Consider the following 15,527-nt stretch of genomic DNA (forward strand, 5'->3'; position numbering starts at 1 on the left):
CTCCGAGATCCGGTCCCGACCGAGGACAGTGGAGAACATGACGACGGACGCGATGGACGACAACCGCCGAACGAGCGTGTTGGTCGAGGGCACGCCCCCGATGCTGGTGCTCCACGTCGACGCCCTCCGCAACAACGTCGCCCGCATGCAGGACTTCTGTCGCTCGCGTGGCGTCGACCTCGCGCCCCACGCGAAGACATCGATGGCGCCGTACGTCATCGACATGCAGCTCCGCAGCGGCGTCTGGGGGATGACGGCGGCATCGGTGACGCAGGCACGGCAGCTCGTCGGACTCGGTGTCCGTCGGATCCTCCTCGCGAACCAGGTCGTCGAGGACCGCGACGTCTCCTGGCTCAGCCGGCATCTCGCCGCAGGCCGCTCGGACGACGACTTCCTGTGCTATGTCGACAGTGTGGCCGGGCTCGAACGGCTGGAGGGCCAGCTGGCCCGAGAGGGTGGGCGTCACCGTCAGGTGGGCGTCCTCGTCGAGCTCGGCTATGCGGGAGGACGTACGGGCGCACGGTCCGTCGAAGCCGCCGCTCAGCTCGCGCGTCGTGTGACGACGTCGCCCCTGGTCGAGCTTCGCGGGGTGGCCGGCTACGAGGGGCTGTTGCCGCGCGAGGGCATGGTCGTGCCACCGGGTCTGCCCGCCTACCTGCAGGGCCTCCGCGACCTGCTGCTCGCGTGTACGCGTGACGGCCTGTTCAGACAACGTCCGATCGTCTCGGCGGGCGGCAGCTCGTACTTCGACTTCGTCGTCGACCACGTCGGCCCACGAAGCTTCGACTTCGAGGTCCTCACCATCCTTCGCAGTGGCTGCTACGTCGCGCACGACCACGGCATCTACCACGAGACCTCACCCCTCGACGGACGAGCAACGGGGCAGGACAGGCTGATCCCGGCCTTGGAGCTCATCGCGACGGTGGTCTCGCGGCCCGAGCCGGACCTGGCGATCCTGAACTTCGGCAGGCGCCACGCACCCACCGACGACAGGCTCCCGCTGGTCCTCGGAGTCTTCGAACCGGACGGCTCGCGCTCTCCGCTGCCGGAGGCGTACGTGCGCCGCGTCGACGACCAGCACGCGTACGTCGTCCTGCCCGTCGGCGCTCGCGTGGCGCCGGGCGACCGGGTGGGACTCGGCATCAGTCATCCGTGCGGGGCGTTCGACCGGTGGCGGGAGATTCCGGTCGTCGACCGGCACTACCGCCCGGTGGACCTCGCGTCGCCTCTCTTCTAGAGCAACGCGCCGGCCCGTACGGCGCTCGGGAAGTGGCAGGCGGACGCGTGGGACGCGTCGAGCTCGACGAGCTCCGGCGGACGAGTCGCGCACACCGCCTGCTCCGCCTCGGTCAGCTGGTTCGCGAACCTGGGACAGCGGGTCCTGAACCGGCAGCCCTCGGGCGGGTCGATCGGACTCGGGACGTCACCGGCGAGCAGGATGCGCTCCCGTGCCCTCTCACGGTGCGGGTCCGGGATCGGGATGGCCGAGATCAGCGCCTCGGTGTACGGGTGCGACGGGTGCTCGAAGAGCTCGTCACAGGACGCGATCTCGACGATCTTGCCGAGGTACATGACCGCGACCCGGTCCGCGATGTGACGCACGACCGACAGGTCGTGCGAGACGAAGATGTACGACACGCCCGTCTCGGCCTGAAGCTCGTCGAGCAGGTTCAGGACCCCGGCCTGCACGGACACGTCCAGGGCCGACACCGGCTCGTCCAGAACGACGACCTGAGGCTCCAGAGCCAGCGCCCGCGCGATCGCGACGCGTTGCCGCTGGCCCCCCGAGAACTGATGCGGGTGCCGGTCCGCGTCCCGCGGATCGATCCCCACCGACGACAGGAGCCGGTCGACACGCTCGCGGTAGCCCGCGCCGGTCATCCGATGGATCCGCAGGGGCTCAGCGACCGCTTCGCGCACGGTCATCCGCGGATCGAGCGAGGCGAGCGGGTCCTGGAACACGATCTGCAGGCGTTGCCGGTGGCGCCTCATGGCCTTCGGGCTGAGAGTCGCCAGGTCGTCGCCGTCGTACAGCACCTGACCGCTCGTGGGCTGTCGCAGGTTCAGCAGAGCCCGGGCAGTCGTCGTCTTGCCGCAGCCGGACTCCCCCACGATGGCAAGCGTCTCCTGCTGGTGGAGCTCGAAGGTGACCCCGCACACCGCGTGGACGACCTCGGCGCCTGATCCCACGTGACCTGTCCTGGCGGGGTAGTGCACGACGAGGTCACGCACCGAGAGGATGGGCTCCGCTGCGTCCCGCAGGTGTCTGGTCGTCGACTTCTTAGCCACGGGTCTCCTCCTGGATCGAATCGAGCATCAGGCCCGGCCCCTCGCGGTGCGCACTTCGCTGCGAAGGCGCGCCACGACCGAAGAGGTCCGCCGGCGCCACTCCGGCAAGTCGCTCGGTGAAGTGGCACGCCGCCAGGTGGCCCGCCGCGCCGACGGGCAGGAGCTTCGGCCTCGTGTCGCACGGCGGCGAGGCCATGGGGCATCGCGGCGCGAAGGAGCAGCCGGACGACTCCCGGTCGACGGTGGGCGGTGCGCCGGGGATGGGTGTCAAGCGGGTCGAACCGCGTCGTGCATCCAGTCGTGGGACGCTGCCCAGCAACCCGACGGTGTAGGGCATCCGTGTGTCGTAGAAGACCTCGTCGGCTGTTCCCAGCTCCACGGCACGGCCGGCGTACATCACGAGCACTCGATCCGCGAGGCTCGCGACCACACCGAGATCGTGGGTGATGAGCAGCATGGCCGCTCCCGACTCGGACTGCGCCTTGGCGAGCGACTCCAAGACCTGCGCCTGGACGGTGACATCCAGCGCGGTCGTCGGTTCGTCGGCGATGATGACGTCGGGGCGGTTGGCCATCGCGATGGCGATGACGACCCGTTGGCGCATTCCGCCCGAGTACTGGTGCGGGTAGTCCTGTGCTCTCTCCTCGGCGTTCGGCACGCCGACGAGCGTCAGGAGCTCCACCGCTCGGTCCGCAGCCTCGGCGCGCGTGACGGAGCCGTGGGCACGCACGGCCTCCGCGATCTGCGGCCCGACGCGCATCACGGGGTTCAACGAGGACATCGGATCTTGGAAGATCATCGCGAGGTTGTTGCCCCGCACAGCACGGAGAGCGTTCTCGGACGCCCCGACGAGCTCCCGTCCCGCCAGCTTGATCGACCCCGTCACGACGCTGTGCTTCGGAAGCAGGCCCATGATCGCCAACGCCGTCACCGACTTCCCGGAGCCCGACTCACCGACCACGCTCAGGGTCTCACCACGCCGGAGGGTCAGGTTCAGGCCGCGGACGACATCGACCAGACCGGTCTCCGTCGGCAGACGGACCGTGAGGTCCTCGACCACCAGGACGTGGTCCTCGCCAGGCGGGCCGGCCGACTCCGCGACCGGTGGCGTGATGCGGACGGGAGCTTTCACCTGCGAACTCGATTCTGCTTCGGGTCGAGTGCCTCGCGGAGGCCGTCACCGATGAAGTTGACGGCCAGTGCGATGACGATGATGAAGAGGCCGGGGAAGTAGAACAGCCACGGTCTGGTGCTCACTGCGGTGCTGGAGGCGCTCACGAGGAGGCCGAGCGACACGTCGGGCGCCTGCACCCCGAACCCGAGGTACGACAGGGCGGTCTCGGCCAGAATGGCCGTCGAGAGCAGGATCGTCACCGTGACGGTGACCGGGCCGACCACGTTCGGCACGACGTGCGTCGCGATGATCCTCAGGTCCGTGCTTCCCAGCGCACGCGCTGCCTCGATGAACTCCTTCTCCCGGACGCTCAGGACGACCCCACGCACCACGCGCGCGATCAGCGCCCACGACAGCGCACTGAGCACGAGAGCGACCAGCCACCACGAGCCGGAGGTCGCGTTGGCGAGGACGGCGGCGACCGCGAGGAGAGGGAGGGTGAGGACGAGGTCGCACGTCCGCATCAGGAGGCTGTCCACCCGGCCTCCGTAGTAGCCGGCGAGCGATCCCCAGACGGTGCCGACCAACCCGGACACGAGGGCGACCAGCACGGAGATCTCGAGCGACCGCTGAATGCCGCGGAGCACCTGGGCGAAGGCGTCGTGCCCCAGGTTGTCGGTGCCGAACGGGTGATCCAGCGACGGCGGGACGGAGCTGTCGGGCGTGATGTCCGCGTAGCTGTACTGCCACACCAACGGCACGGCGAAGGCGGCGACGACGACGATGGTGAGAACCACCAGGCTCGCCACCGCCGGCCGATGCGCCAGGAAGCGGCGTACGAGCCGGCGAGGCGGCCGACGCCGCTGCAACTGTGTGCCCCTCATCGCCGCTCGCCTCGGATCCGGGGGTCGAGCATGCCGTAGAGGAGGTCAGCCACGAGGTTGAAGACGACAACGGCTGTCGCGGCGATGACCAGCCAGGCCATCACCGCATACACATCCGTGCGCTTGATGGCGACGACGAGGTAGTCGCCCATCCCGCGCCACTGGAACACGGTCTCGACCAGGACCGCCCCGGAGAGGAGCGCAGCCGCATCGAGGGCGGTCACCGTGACGAGCGGGATCAGCGCGTTGCGCAGGGCGTGCCGCACGATGACCCGCCTGCGACTGAGACCCTTCGCCCTCGCGAGACGGATGTAGTCGCTCGTCAGCACGTCGAGCATGGAGGCGCGCTGGTAGCGACTCCACGCACCGAACGAGACGATGGCGAGTGCGAGGGTCGGCAGCACCAAGTGCCCCAGGACGTCCAAGGACCGGGGAACGACACCGTCCGGAGCGACCACCGACCTCTCCCCCACAGTCGAGAAGATCTGGCGGCCGAACGCTGCATTCAGCTGGACGCCACCGTCCTTCAGGAGGACGGCGAACCAGAACGACGGCATCGCGAGCGAGACGAAGGCCAGGAAGCTGAGGCCGTGGTCCCACCACGTGTGCTGCTTGAGCGCGCTGATGACGCCTGCGACGACGGCGAGCAGCAGTGCCAGGACGAACGCCGCCGCGATGAGGCGGAGTGTGACACCGAGGCGTGCCACGATCTCGGGGCCGATCCTCTCGTTGGCAGCGACCGACGGGCCGAAGTCGCCCCGCACGATGCCGCCGAGCCACATGGCGTAGCGCTCCAGCAGCGGGTGGTCGAGGTGGAGCCGACGACCCTCGACGGCGATGACCTGCGGCGACACGGGAGGGGTTCGACTCTTGAGGTTCGCCAGCGGATCCCCCGACAGGGAGACCATGACGAAGACGAGGAACGTCGACATGAAGACGATCGGCACCGAGACGACCAGTCGTCGCAGTCCATAGATGAGCACGTGAGGCTACCTCTCCACACTTTGGCTGGACGAAGGCCTGCAGGGCCCGAGAACCCTGCATGTGACCGGCGAGCTATTCCTTGCGGAAACCCCACTGCTCGGAGTTGTAGGTGGGGAACGAATACGCGTTGCGAATGTTCGCCAGGCTCGTCTTGTAGGCGAGGAAGTAGCGTTGCTGATAAAGGGGCAGCACGACATAGTCGGCCGCGATCAAGCCGTTCGCCTCTTTCAGCAGCTGCATCGCTTTTGCCGGGTCAGGGGTGGAGAGGGCACCTGAAAGCCGCTTGTCCACCTCGGAGTTTCCGTAGTTCGAGACGTTGAAGTTGCAGAACTTCACCCCGGTCGGACAGCTGCTGTAGTACGCCTGATTCATCGATGCCACGAACGGGCTCTCCCCGAGCGTGCCGTCGAGGATCTCCCAGGTGCCGTCCTGGAGGTTGCCCAGTGGGTTCGGCGAGGGCTTCACGGCGACGGTGATCCCCAGGGGCGCCAATGCCGCCTTGATCAGCTGCGCCTCGTCCTTCGCGAGGGAGTTCGCGTTGGAGACCGGCATCCGCAGCTCGGGAACCGCCTTCCCGCCCGGAGCCACCAGCTTGGTCCCGATGCCGCTGTAGCCGGCGGACTTGAGGATGTCCTTCGCCGCCGCAGCGTCGCCTGCTCCGTAGCCGAGCGCGGTCACGTCGTCGGCGTAGCCCGGGGTGCCGGGGAGGAAGAGGTGGTCCTTGAGGGGCTTGGCCGTCGGGTCGAACTGCCCGATCGTCTTCTTGACCAGGCCCGGCAGGTCTATGGCCGTGAAGATCGCCTGGCGCAACGCCTTGTCCTTGAGCGCGTCGGCGTTCATGTTGAGGTAGAGGTCGCGGACCTGCGGTGCCGGGCTCATCTGGTACGCGACGCCGTCGATCGCCTGAACCTGCTTCAGGAGGTCCACGCCCGGCGTCGGGAAGATGACGTCGACCTCACCGTTGCGCAACGCCGTCGGCTGCTCGGCAGGGTCTGTGATCAGACGGAAGACGATCGAGTCGAGGTTGCTTCTGGGGCCGTACCAGTTGTCGTTGCGCACGGTGACGACAGATCCGTCGGACGTGAACTGGTCGACCCGGAACGGCCCACCCGACCACTTCGGCGGGTTCTTGACGAATCCCTCGTTGAAGCTCTTCGCCCGGCCTGCCGGCGTACCCACAGGGCCGTAGGTGGCGGCGACGTGGGCAGGGAGGAGAGTGCTGAACAGCGACTGCCACTCCGAGAACGGCGTGTCGAAGACGACGGTCACCGTCTTTCCGCCGTTGCTACCCGTGACGGTCTTGATCCGGTCGTAGCCCGCGGCCAGGGCCATGGCGCAGGCCGGGCACTGCCGGGGGTCCTGCACCTGCCAGTTGTAGATGAAGTCCGACGCGTCGATGGGCGTCCCGTCCGACCACTTCGCGTTCGGATTGATCTCGTACTTGATGGTCTGGGGGTCGGACTTGACCTCCGTCGCGCTCTTGAGAAGCTGGTCGTTCATCACGACCGAGCCGTCCGGCTGCACGAGGTAGGCGCTCGGCTCGAGGAGATTCGAGATGTCGATGACCGAGTAGGTGGCGCCACCGGCGTTGAGGACGTTCCAGTTCGTGATCGGCAGCGTGATGGTGTACGTCGCAGTTCCGCCGGACTTCACGGCGGCCGCACTGTTGACCATGTTCAGGTCGCGAGTTCCGGCCACGCCGGCATCAGGCTTCCGTGAATCCGCGGATTCTGTGCACGCAGATGCCAGTCCCATCATTGCGAGAAACGCTGCGCCAGCGACGACAGCTCGATATCGACGACTCCACATAAGGCACTCCATTCGGAAAGGCAGGTTCGGCACTACCCATTCATGGCGGGTGGGGCGGGGTGTTGTCTCCGAGGCCGAACAATCACGGCGATTTCTGTCGCGATCGACGATCCGCATCTGTTCGAGCGCCTGACGCCGCGTGCTCGCCTCGGAAGTCGGAAGGACCGCGAGCCGGGGCGTTCGTCGCGCGCCCCGGCTCACGGCGTCAGTGGTCCGCGCGGATCCCGAAGGTCACAGCCGACAGTCAGGCGTGCTGGAGGTGATCCACCAGAGCGCGCGCCACCCGCCCGATGAGGGCATCGGCGGCGGGCTGGCGATAGGCGAACCTCGAGGTGCGCAGGAAGACCGCGATGGCGTAGCTCGACCCGTCGGGATACTCCACGACACCGATCTCGTTGCGTGCGACGCCGATCGTCCCGGTCTTGCCGCTCACGCGGATCCGGTCGTCGGGGAAGCCGCTCGCGAGCCTGTGCGACCAGACCTGGAGCCCGAGGATCCGACGCGCCTCGGCGCACGCCTCGGGAGTCGCCGCCTCGTCGCTCCAGATCCGCGCGAGGAGCTCTGTCGACTCCCGCGGAGTGGACCTGTTCGTCCTGGCCGGGTCGCAGAACGCCATGCCGGCGACGTCGCTCCCGAGAGATTCCATGGCGGCGTCGAGCTGGGCGAAGTCGCTGACGCCCAACTCCACCAGGGCAGCATCGAAGATGCCTTGGCAGGCGCCCACGAGAACCGTTCCGGGCAGCCCCAGGTCGGCGAGGGTCTTGTTGATGCGGTCGAGCCCGAGGATGTCGACGAGCACATCGGTCGCGGTGTTGTCGCTGACCGTCATCATCGACGTGGCGAGATCGCGGAGGCTCCACCTCGTGTCGTCAGTGAAGACCGAGAGTCCGCTCGGGCCGAGCACCCGGTCGGCGTCGGTGATCTCGAGCTGCTCCCGAGGGTCGAGCTCTCCGCTGCTCACCTGGCGCACGTACTCGAGAAGAACGGACACCTTGAAGACCGACGCGGTCACGACCGGGTTATCGCTCCTCCATCCGACCTCTTTGCCGTCACGAAGGTCCCGAGCGTGCGCGAAGATCTCTGCGCCGGCCTCCGCGCCGGCTTCACGCAGCCACTGGTCCAACACGGTCGAATCCGTTGTGCCCACGAAAGCTCCTTCACTGGTGGTGTGCTCGGCATCGCCGCCGCGCTCGACCACTCTGGGCGCTGGGTCGAGGCTGCTTCATTGGCGCTTCCGCCAACGTTGGGCGGCGCCTGTTGTGCGGCTCGACGGCGTGCCTTCACTCCCCCATGAGCCGAAGCTGCAACATCGCAGCGAAGCGGTCATCGTCGCTGGTGAGGTCGATCTGCCCGATCTCGGACAGCTTCCTCAGCCGGTAGCGGAACGTGTTCGGGTGCACGAACGCACGGTCCGCCGCGCTCGTGACGTCGCCGAAGGTCTGCAGCCAGCACCGAAGCGAGTGAAGCAGCTGGCTGTTGTGCTTCGCATCGTGCTCCTTCAACCGTGAGACGGCGCCTTCGAGCTGGTCACCGCGCGCGGCCACCATGTCAGCGAGGTCGAGCAGGAGCGCGTCCACGATCACGTCCGACGTGGTCGCGACCCGCCGACTCCCGCGTCCCTGGAGGAGGACCCGCAGTGCCCGATCCGCACCCGCCCTGGAGCGGGTGAGGCGCCCGGGATCGGCTGCGACCGGTCCGACTGCCGCCACCGCCGGCAGCCGGGAGGCGGTCCGAGAGACGAAGGTCGACATCAAGCGAGCGACTCGGTGCGACGCTAAGTCGGGTGCCCCCGTCACGGGGAGGAGGCAGTAGGTGACGTCTCCCAGCAGTGCCACGACCGCTCCCGGTGCGACGGCGGCCAGATGGAGCTCGCAGGCGTCGGAGAGCCTCTGACGCAGAGCGATCGAGCTGGACTGGCTCCCTGCCTCGGGGTCGTGCCCCAGCACACCCAGGGCGACCACGACGATCTGACGGCCGAGCAGACCGAGCTTGCTGAGTGCTTCCGGCCCGGTCGGCCCGGCCTCGAGAGCTCGGGCGACGAGATCCTGCCGCAGGCGTCGCTCGACGTCCCCTGCCGCTCGCAGGCGCAGCATGTGCAGGGAGACGATCTTGGCCGCGTCCCTCAGCGCGGTCGCCCGGTCGTCGGTCAAGGGCCCGTCGACGACGCCCCAGATCGAGCCGAGGACGTCGTCGCCCGCCCGAACCGCGACGGCGACGCGCGGCTTGGAGATGACATCGGCTCCGACGGCGTCCGCGTCGACCATCACCACGCCCTTGCTGGCGTAGAGCTCGTGGAGCACGCCGGACCGCTCCAGCCCCGCGGCCAGGTGTTCCGGGACCTTGCGTCCGAGGATCGTCTCGAAGCGCGAGGAGTCGGCCTCGTCCTGGCGCCCCGAGAAGGCGAGGACGTTCAGGTTCTTGTCCTCGATGGTCACAGGTGCGTCGATCAGCGCAGCCACAGCGTTCGCGAGTGCGAACAGGTCGCCGCTCGGGAGGCCGGCGGTCGTTCCGCTCGGCTCGTTGCCGGTCTCCACCTCGGCGAGGAGGGTCCGCAGCATGGCAGCGAGTCGGGCCCACGAGGCCCCGCGTGTGAGACCGAGCAGAGCCACTCCCGACTTCCGCACCGCACGTTCGGTCTGTGGCGTGACCGGCACCGGCGCCCGGACGACCAACGCCGTCGCATCCCATCGACCGACCTTGTAGAGAAGCTCGTTGACCTCGCTCGCCTGACGAACACCGACCGCGAAGACGACCGCGCGGGGCGAGACCTGTGTCTCCTCGACGGGGTCGAAGATGTCGAAACCCGCTACGTGGCCGGCAGTTCGCACGTCCCCGGCGACCACCTCCAGGAACGTGTCGCCGAGCGCATCCAGCACACGCGACAGCTGGATCTTGGGCTTTGCATACATTCGGGTGGGGAACCTCTCGGGCCGCGGGGAGTCCTTCGGCGCGCACTTCTGTGTCGACCGACGAAGATGCGGCCCGACTTCGAGGCGCCAGCCCAAGGCGGCATCAAGGGCCGATGCTCTCCGGCCTCTGCAGATACGGCGACGCCCCCGTGGGACATGTGTCGCTCACTTCCGGACATGCGCCGACCCGGATCGGCGGCGAACGTTCCTACGACGACCAGCACCCGAGCGTCACGAGGTTGTCGGAACGGTGAGGCGGCAGGAAAATGGGCGGATGCCTCGGCAGGCGCAACCCAAGCCTCGGACGGTGATCGTGGTCGCTTTCGACGGGGTCCGTTACCTGGACGTCGTCGGCCCCTTGGAGGTGTTCGCGGTCGCCAACGAGCAAGGCGACTTCTACGCCGCTCGGATCGCCACCGCAGGCGGCGCGGACGTCATCACGACGACGGGCAGTCGGCTGGGTGCCGATCTCGCGCTCGAGGACCTGGCGGCTGAGGGTATCGACACCCTCCTCGTCGCCGGCTCTCCGAACTGGGACCTCCTCCTCGATGACAACCTGGTCCGAGAGGTCGGTCGACTGGCGCCTTCGGCACGGCGGATCGTGTCGGTCTGCACCGGCACCTTCGCCTTGGCGGCGGCAGGGCTCCTGGATGGCAAGCGTGCCGGAACCCACTGGCGCCACGCCGGAGCCCTCCAGAAGATGTTCCCTCAGGTCGAGGTCGACTCGAGCGCCTTGTTCGTCAGGGACGGCAACACCTTCAGCTCAGCCGGTATCGCTGCTGGGATCGATCTCGCTCTCGCGCTCGTCGAGGACGACCTCGGTGCGGAGGTCGCCCGCACCACCGCGAAGGTGTTGGTGGTCTTCCTGCAGAGGCCCGGAGGGCAGTCCCAGTTCAGCGTCTGGACGAGCACGCCCGCCGTCCGGAACGAACCGCTTCGACGAGTCCTCGATGCCGTCGCGCTCGATCCTGCTGGGGACCACTCGATCCCGGCCATGGCTGCTCGCGCCAACTTCAGCGAGCGGCACCTGGCGCGGCTGTTCGAGCAGCACCTCGGAAGTCGTCCCGGCGAGTACGTCGAGCAGGTCCGGCTCGAGGTCGCCCGGGCGATGCTCGAGACCGGCGACGACAGCCTGAGCGCGGTGGCGAAGATGTCGGGTCTCGGATCCGAGGAGACGTTGCGCCGCGCATTCGTCAAGAGGTTCGGGGTGAGCCCGGGCGCATACCGGAGCCGGTTCCGGACCACGGGCGTGATGGGCATGGTCGTGCCGGACCTGACGATGGATGGCGACGACATCCCGTTCTTCCGGGTCCCGGTGAGCGGTCCGACGGCCGTCGAGTAGCGGTCGACGGGAGCGATGTCCGGATTGGTGGGTCGCCGGTCAGGGCGACGACCGGATCTGTGGAATGCGCGTCATTGTGGACACGCAGCCGCGGGTCCAGCCTGGATATCGAGCCGAGGTCGGCACGGAATCACACCCCAAGCCGACGAATGACTGGACACAGTCCGACGACATCGAACAACGCGCTGATCGAGCGTCCCCGAACAACGAGTGACGCCGGATCGCGACGCAACACAGATAGGCAAGTGATCAACATGGTGCGCGAGACTGCGCCGTATCAGGAACGGTGCGAGCTGGCCCGTCGGATGAGCGGCGGCCTGGTGGTGACGTTGTGGTGGGACGAACAGAGCACCGACGTAGCCGTCACCGTGACCCAAGGCGACAGAGGGGCCTTTCAGGTCGTCGTCGACGGCAGCAAGGCGCTGCACGCGTTCTACCACCCGTTCGCCGCTGCCGCCGCTGCCGCTGCCGGCAGGAGGGTCAGAGGAGCAGCGGCGTGATGCCGACCGCGGTCGACCAGGGACAAGCCCTTCGCCTGCAGCTCATCGGACCGCTGACGCTCTACCGCGAGGGGGTGGCAGACCCGATCCCGATTCCCAAAGGGCGCGCGACGACGCTCCTCGCCCTTCTTGCGGCCAACCACGATCAGCTGGTCGGTCTCGACGAGATCGTGTACGCGCTCTGGCCGCCCTCAGGGACGCCGAACGGCCAGCAGATCGTCGCTTCGTTGGTGAGCCGCCTCAGGCGAGTCCTCGGACGGAGCCTGGAACGTCTCGACGACGGATACCGGCTGACGACCCGCGGATGGCAGGTCGACCTCGACGACGCCACCCGGCTGGTCGCCACAGCTGAGCGCCACCTTGCCGAGACCGAACCCGGATTCGGGTACGCCGCAGCGAGTCGTGCGCTGCAGATCCTCGAGTCCGGCCGCCCGCTCGAGGATCAGCGGTCGCTGACGGCCGCCGACGATCTGGCGACGACGACCGACGTCCTGATCCGCCGGGCGCGACGTGCGGGTTGGACGAGCGCCATGGCCTTGGGCGATGCCGAGGCCGCTCGCCGGGTGTCCACCGCTGCCGCCGCGGCGGGGCCGCTCGACGAGGACGCCGTGCGGGCGCTCATGCAGTCCCAGTACGAGCTCGGTGAGCGCAACGCGGCTCTCCGGACCTACTCGGCACTGCAGCGGCGACTGCGCGATGAGCTCGGTGCGGACCCCGATCCGCTGACCCAGCGCCTTCACGTCCTCATCCTGCGGGGTGATCTGAGCCATGGGGCGAGCCGCGACGACCCAGCGGGCGCCATGCCGCAGCAGAAGTCGTCGGAACAGGTTCGCTCCGTCACGTGCCCGAGGCTCCCGAGGTCGCCCGTGGAGGCACACATCGTCGGTCGTGGGGATGTGCTGGAACAGATGCTCGACACCTGGCACGCCATCGCCCGAGGATCATCATGTCCGCTGGCGGTGATCGGCGGGCCGGACAGCGGGAAGAGCGAGATGCTGCGCGCACTCGCCGCGCACGTCGACAGCTCAGGGGGCGCCGTGCTCATGGCCCGCTGCACCACCTACGAGCGAGGGATGCCGCTGCAACCGTTGGCCGACGCGCTTCGACGCTACTGCGCAACCGAGCACCACGACGTCATCCGGGACGCGGCGCGAGGGTCCGAGACCGCGCTGATCGAGCTCGTGCCGGCGTTCGCCGAGATCCTCGCGCCCAGCCCTCCCACGCTCAGCGTCATCAACCCCCGCCGCCAGCTGGAGGCGTTCCACTCGTTCGTGATGAACCTGTCGAGCCGCCGGCCCGTGTTGATCGCCATCGACGATGCGCACCTGGCTGATGACGAGACGATCGCCGCTCTCCACCGGCTGTCCGCCGTCGACACGCGGCCGGTGCTCGTTGCGGTGACCTCGCAGGACGCCCGCGCTGAAGCCGTGTCGGACGCCATGGGACCGGCGTCGCGCCGTCTTCGCCTCCGCCCCCTCACGGCCGAGCACGTCGAGGAGCTGGCGCGTTGGTGGGGCGTGCCGCACGCCGCCGAAGAAGTGCATGCCCTCACCGGCGGTGTTCCGGGACTCGTGAGCGAAGCGCTCCGCGCCGTCGTCGACGGCGCCGAGCTCGTCCACCGGGGCCGTCCTCTTCCAGCGCTGAGCGACGCTGCTGCGAGCCACCTGCACGCGGCCGGCGACTCGGTCATCCGTCTCCTCGCGCTCGTCGCGGTGGCGGGACGACGGTTCCGCCTGGAGGACGTGCTCGGCATGGGCTACTCCCTCACCGAGGCCGCCGACGCGACGCAGCGTGCGCTGGGGCTGGGGCTGCTCGTCGGCGACGGCGACGGCTTGGCATTCGCGAGCGACCTCGTCCACGCCGCCGCGCTCAGGACGATCCCGGAGCCGATCCGAGGCAACGTCGAACGGTGCCTCTCCTCGATCGACGATCGACGCGCGCTGCACACGTCCCGGGAACAGCGCCCGCCGACCACGTCGGACGATCTCGCCGACCTCGATCCTGCGTCCTGACGGCTGGTGCCACTGCCCGCGGGTCGACGACCCGGGCGGGTCTCAGCGCCGCTCGACGAGGTCCTCGAGGGAGTCCTTCCGGCTGTGGGAGAACACGATCGAGCTGCGGAACTGCACGATCTCCTTGCGGACGCTGAGCTTGTCGACGAGGAACGAGTGCAGCTGCTGGATGTCCGGCACGCCGACGTGAAGCAGGAAGTCGTCTCCCCCGGCCAACACGAAGACGGCCATGACCTCTGGCATCCGCAGCGCGTCCCGGTGGAACTCGTCGATGAGCCCGCGGCTGAGGGGGCGCACCTGCGCCGCCACCATCGCCTGGACGGACCGGCCGAGCACCGCACAGTCGACGTGAGCGTGGAAGCCGGTGATCACACCACGTTGCTGCAGCCGCCGTGTTCGCTCGGAGCAGGTGGACGATGCGATACCGACTTCGGCGGCGAGGTCCCGAACGCCCAACCGAGCATCTCGTTGGAGGGCGGCCAAGATAGCAGCATCGATCCGATCAATGTCCGGAATTGTTGGCATTCTCCGAACATACAGAGCATGGCGATGCCGCGACGCCGCCGGATGCCCAAGTCTTGCGTCGCTACACCGAACGGCTCTCCGGTTCGGGCGCTCAGCAGACGATTCGACGAGCGCGGCGCACGAGCTGGAGCCATCCCCGAGTCACGACCTTCGTCGCCGCCGTGCAAGAGCGGTGCAATCAGGCCGACGAGGCTGGGGCTCATCCCACGAACCACGCAGGAGGAAGGAACCCACCATGAGTGCGTCGGACATCTACGCCACGAAGGCGCCAGATCTCGACCCTCGACGTGACCCCGGCAGAGACCGACGACGACTGGTCCTCTACTTCGGTGGTCTCATCGCGTTCTACGTCGGCGCCGTGCTTGCGTTCCACCCCGCGCTGGGCGACGAAGACGCCCTGGCGAGCGGTCTGTTCCTGGGTGTGATGCTGGCCCCCACGGCCGGAGCGCTGCTCGCGCGCTTCGCCGGGCCCGGGGTGCTTCAGTTCGGGCGGCCCTCGCGATGGGTGCTGGCCGGATTCATCCCGACCCTGGTCGCTCTCGCGGCCAGCCTCCTCGCAGCGGCGATCGGCATCGTCGACATCCACCCGGGCAGGTTGCCTGCCGTCCTCGTCCTCTTCCTCCCGCTGACCTTGTACGGCGCTGTCGCGGCGACCGGCGAAGAGATCGGATGGCGTGGCTTCCTGTGGCCGCTGTTGCGCCATCGGTACACGTTCTTCCGGAGCGCCGCGATCATGTTCGTGGTGTGGTGGATCTACCACGCCCCGCTCGTCCTTCTCGGCTGGTACGGCTTCAACTGGGGTCTTCCGGCGTTCACGGTCGGCCTGGCCGGGGTCGTCCTCTTCATCGGCGTCGTGACCGACAGATCCCGATCGGTCTGGCCGAGCGTGGTCGCGCACGGCTCGTGGAACGGGCTGGTGGCCGCGTACTTCAGCACGACGGGCGACACCAAGGACGGGCTCTTCTCGGGCAGCCGCATGCTGCTGGGTGAGTTCGGTTGGCTCGCGACCGGCGGGATGTTGGTCCTCGGCGTCGCCGCCACGTGGTGGCACTTCCGCCAGCCGCAGAACCGGGAGCCGGTCCCCCGATGAACGGGACGTCACCGTTCCCGACGTCGAGCGCGATCTGCCTGCGCCTTCTCGAGACATACGGACTCTGAG

13 protein-coding genes and 1 pseudogene are annotated in these 15,527 nt (G+C 68.4%); 5 read left to right on the top strand and 9 right to left on the bottom strand.

From position 1 onward, the window contains the following. Nucleotides 1-37: 37 nt before the first annotated feature. A complete protein-coding gene (locus tag ABD205_RS20260; RefSeq protein WP_344048027.1) occupies nt 38-1,237 on the top strand; it encodes an alanine racemase in 1,200 nt (399 codons plus the stop codon). On the opposite strand, the gene ABD205_RS20265 is transcribed toward ABD205_RS20260, so the two are convergent. From ABD205_RS20265 to ABD205_RS20295, 7 genes are all read right to left on the bottom strand, one after another. Then, nucleotides 1,234-2,289: an ABC transporter ATP-binding protein gene (locus tag ABD205_RS20265; protein ID WP_344048028.1), complete on the bottom strand. Its 1,056-nt coding sequence runs from the start codon at nt 2,287-2,289 to the stop codon at nt 1,234-1,236. The two genes, ABD205_RS20260 and ABD205_RS20265, sit on opposite strands and share 4 nt — an antisense overlap. Further along, complete coding sequence (locus ABD205_RS20270; RefSeq protein ID WP_344048029.1) at nt 2,282-3,421, bottom strand: ABC transporter ATP-binding protein; 1,140 nt, start codon at nt 3,419-3,421, stop codon at nt 2,282-2,284. Before ABD205_RS20270 ends, ABD205_RS20265 begins: the two co-directional genes overlap by 8 nt. After that, nucleotides 3,418-4,287: an ABC transporter permease gene (locus ABD205_RS20275; RefSeq protein ID WP_344048030.1), complete on the bottom strand. Its 870-nt coding sequence runs from the start codon at nt 4,285-4,287 to the stop codon at nt 3,418-3,420. The genes ABD205_RS20270 and ABD205_RS20275 overlap by 4 nt, the downstream gene beginning before the upstream one ends. Then, nucleotides 4,284-5,270 carry an ABC transporter permease gene (locus ABD205_RS20280; RefSeq protein WP_344048032.1) on the bottom strand — a complete coding sequence of 329 codons (987 nt, stop codon included), beginning with the start codon at nt 5,268-5,270 and terminating at the stop codon, nt 4,284-4,286. The genes ABD205_RS20275 and ABD205_RS20280 overlap by 4 nt, the downstream gene beginning before the upstream one ends. Nucleotides 5,271-5,343: 73 nt before the next feature. Beyond that, on the bottom strand, nt 5,344-7,281 hold the full coding sequence (locus tag ABD205_RS20285) for an ABC transporter family substrate-binding protein (protein WP_344048033.1): 1,938 nt from the start codon (nt 7,279-7,281) through the stop codon (nt 5,344-5,346). 43 nt (nt 7,282-7,324) lie between these two features. Further along, nucleotides 7,325-8,278: a serine hydrolase gene (locus ABD205_RS20290; RefSeq protein ID WP_344048034.1), complete on the bottom strand. Its 954-nt coding sequence runs from the start codon at nt 8,276-8,278 to the stop codon at nt 7,325-7,327. A gap of 82 nt (nt 8,279-8,360) precedes the next feature. Next, the gene (locus ABD205_RS20295; protein WP_344048036.1) at nt 8,361-9,989 is read right to left on the bottom strand and encodes a PucR family transcriptional regulator; all 1,629 of its coding nucleotides are present in this window, start codon (nt 9,987-9,989) and stop codon (nt 8,361-8,363) included. A 307-nt stretch (nt 9,990-10,296) separates the two neighbouring features. Between ABD205_RS20295 and ABD205_RS20300 the strand changes: the two genes are divergently transcribed. From ABD205_RS20300 to ABD205_RS20310, 3 genes are all read left to right on the top strand, one after another. Continuing rightward, nucleotides 10,297-11,331, top strand: a complete 1,035-nt coding sequence (locus ABD205_RS20300; protein WP_344048038.1) for a GlxA family transcriptional regulator — start codon at nt 10,297-10,299, stop codon at nt 11,329-11,331. Nucleotides 11,332-11,576: 245 nt separating this feature from the next. After that, nucleotides 11,577-11,831, top strand: a complete 255-nt coding sequence (locus ABD205_RS20305; protein ID WP_344048040.1) for a hypothetical protein — start codon at nt 11,577-11,579, stop codon at nt 11,829-11,831. Further along, the gene (locus ABD205_RS20310; RefSeq protein ID WP_344048221.1) at nt 11,831-13,843 is read left to right on the top strand and encodes an ATP-binding protein; all 2,013 of its coding nucleotides are present in this window, start codon (nt 11,831-11,833) and stop codon (nt 13,841-13,843) included. Before ABD205_RS20305 ends, ABD205_RS20310 begins: the two co-directional genes overlap by 1 nt. Nucleotides 13,844-13,885: 42 nt before the next feature. On the opposite strand, the gene ABD205_RS20315 is transcribed toward ABD205_RS20310, so the two are convergent. Together ABD205_RS20315 and ABD205_RS20320 are read right to left on the bottom strand one after the other, a co-directional pair. Continuing rightward, complete coding sequence (locus tag ABD205_RS20315) at nt 13,886-14,215, bottom strand: Lrp/AsnC family transcriptional regulator (protein ID WP_344048222.1); 330 nt, start codon at nt 14,213-14,215, stop codon at nt 13,886-13,888. Between the two features lie 3 nt (nt 14,216-14,218). Then, nucleotides 14,219-14,368 (bottom strand): annotated as a pseudogene (locus ABD205_RS20320) (Lrp/AsnC family transcriptional regulator); the annotation flags it as partial. Nucleotides 14,369-14,603: 235 nt separating this feature from the next. Between ABD205_RS20320 and ABD205_RS20325 the strand changes: the two are divergent. Next, entirely contained in the window at nt 14,604-15,458 is an 855-nt protein-coding gene (locus ABD205_RS20325; RefSeq protein ID WP_344048042.1) for a CPBP family intramembrane glutamic endopeptidase, read from the top strand. Nucleotides 15,459-15,527 lie beyond the last annotated feature (69 nt).

This window comes from Nocardioides panacihumi (assembly GCF_039530925.1).
GTDB classification, from domain to species: Bacteria; Actinomycetota; Actinomycetes; order Propionibacteriales; family Nocardioidaceae; genus Nocardioides; species Nocardioides panacihumi.

Excerpts from the sequence above, each read along its gene's own strand:
- ABD205_RS20260 (WP_344048027.1), top strand. The coding sequence starts at position 38 with ATGACGACGGACGCGATGGACGACAACCGCCGAACGAGCGTGTTGGTC.
- ABD205_RS20275 (WP_344048030.1), bottom strand. The coding sequence starts at position 4,287 with ATGAGGGGCACACAGTTGCAGCGGCGTCGGCCGCCTCGCCGGCTCGTA.
- ABD205_RS20295 (WP_344048036.1), bottom strand. The coding sequence starts at position 9,989 with ATGTATGCAAAGCCCAAGATCCAGCTGTCGCGTGTGCTGGATGCGCTC.
- ABD205_RS20310 (WP_344048221.1), top strand. The coding sequence starts at position 11,831 with ATGCCGACCGCGGTCGACCAGGGACAAGCCCTTCGCCTGCAGCTCATC.
- ABD205_RS20325 (WP_344048042.1), top strand. The coding sequence starts at position 14,604 with ATGAGTGCGTCGGACATCTACGCCACGAAGGCGCCAGATCTCGACCCT.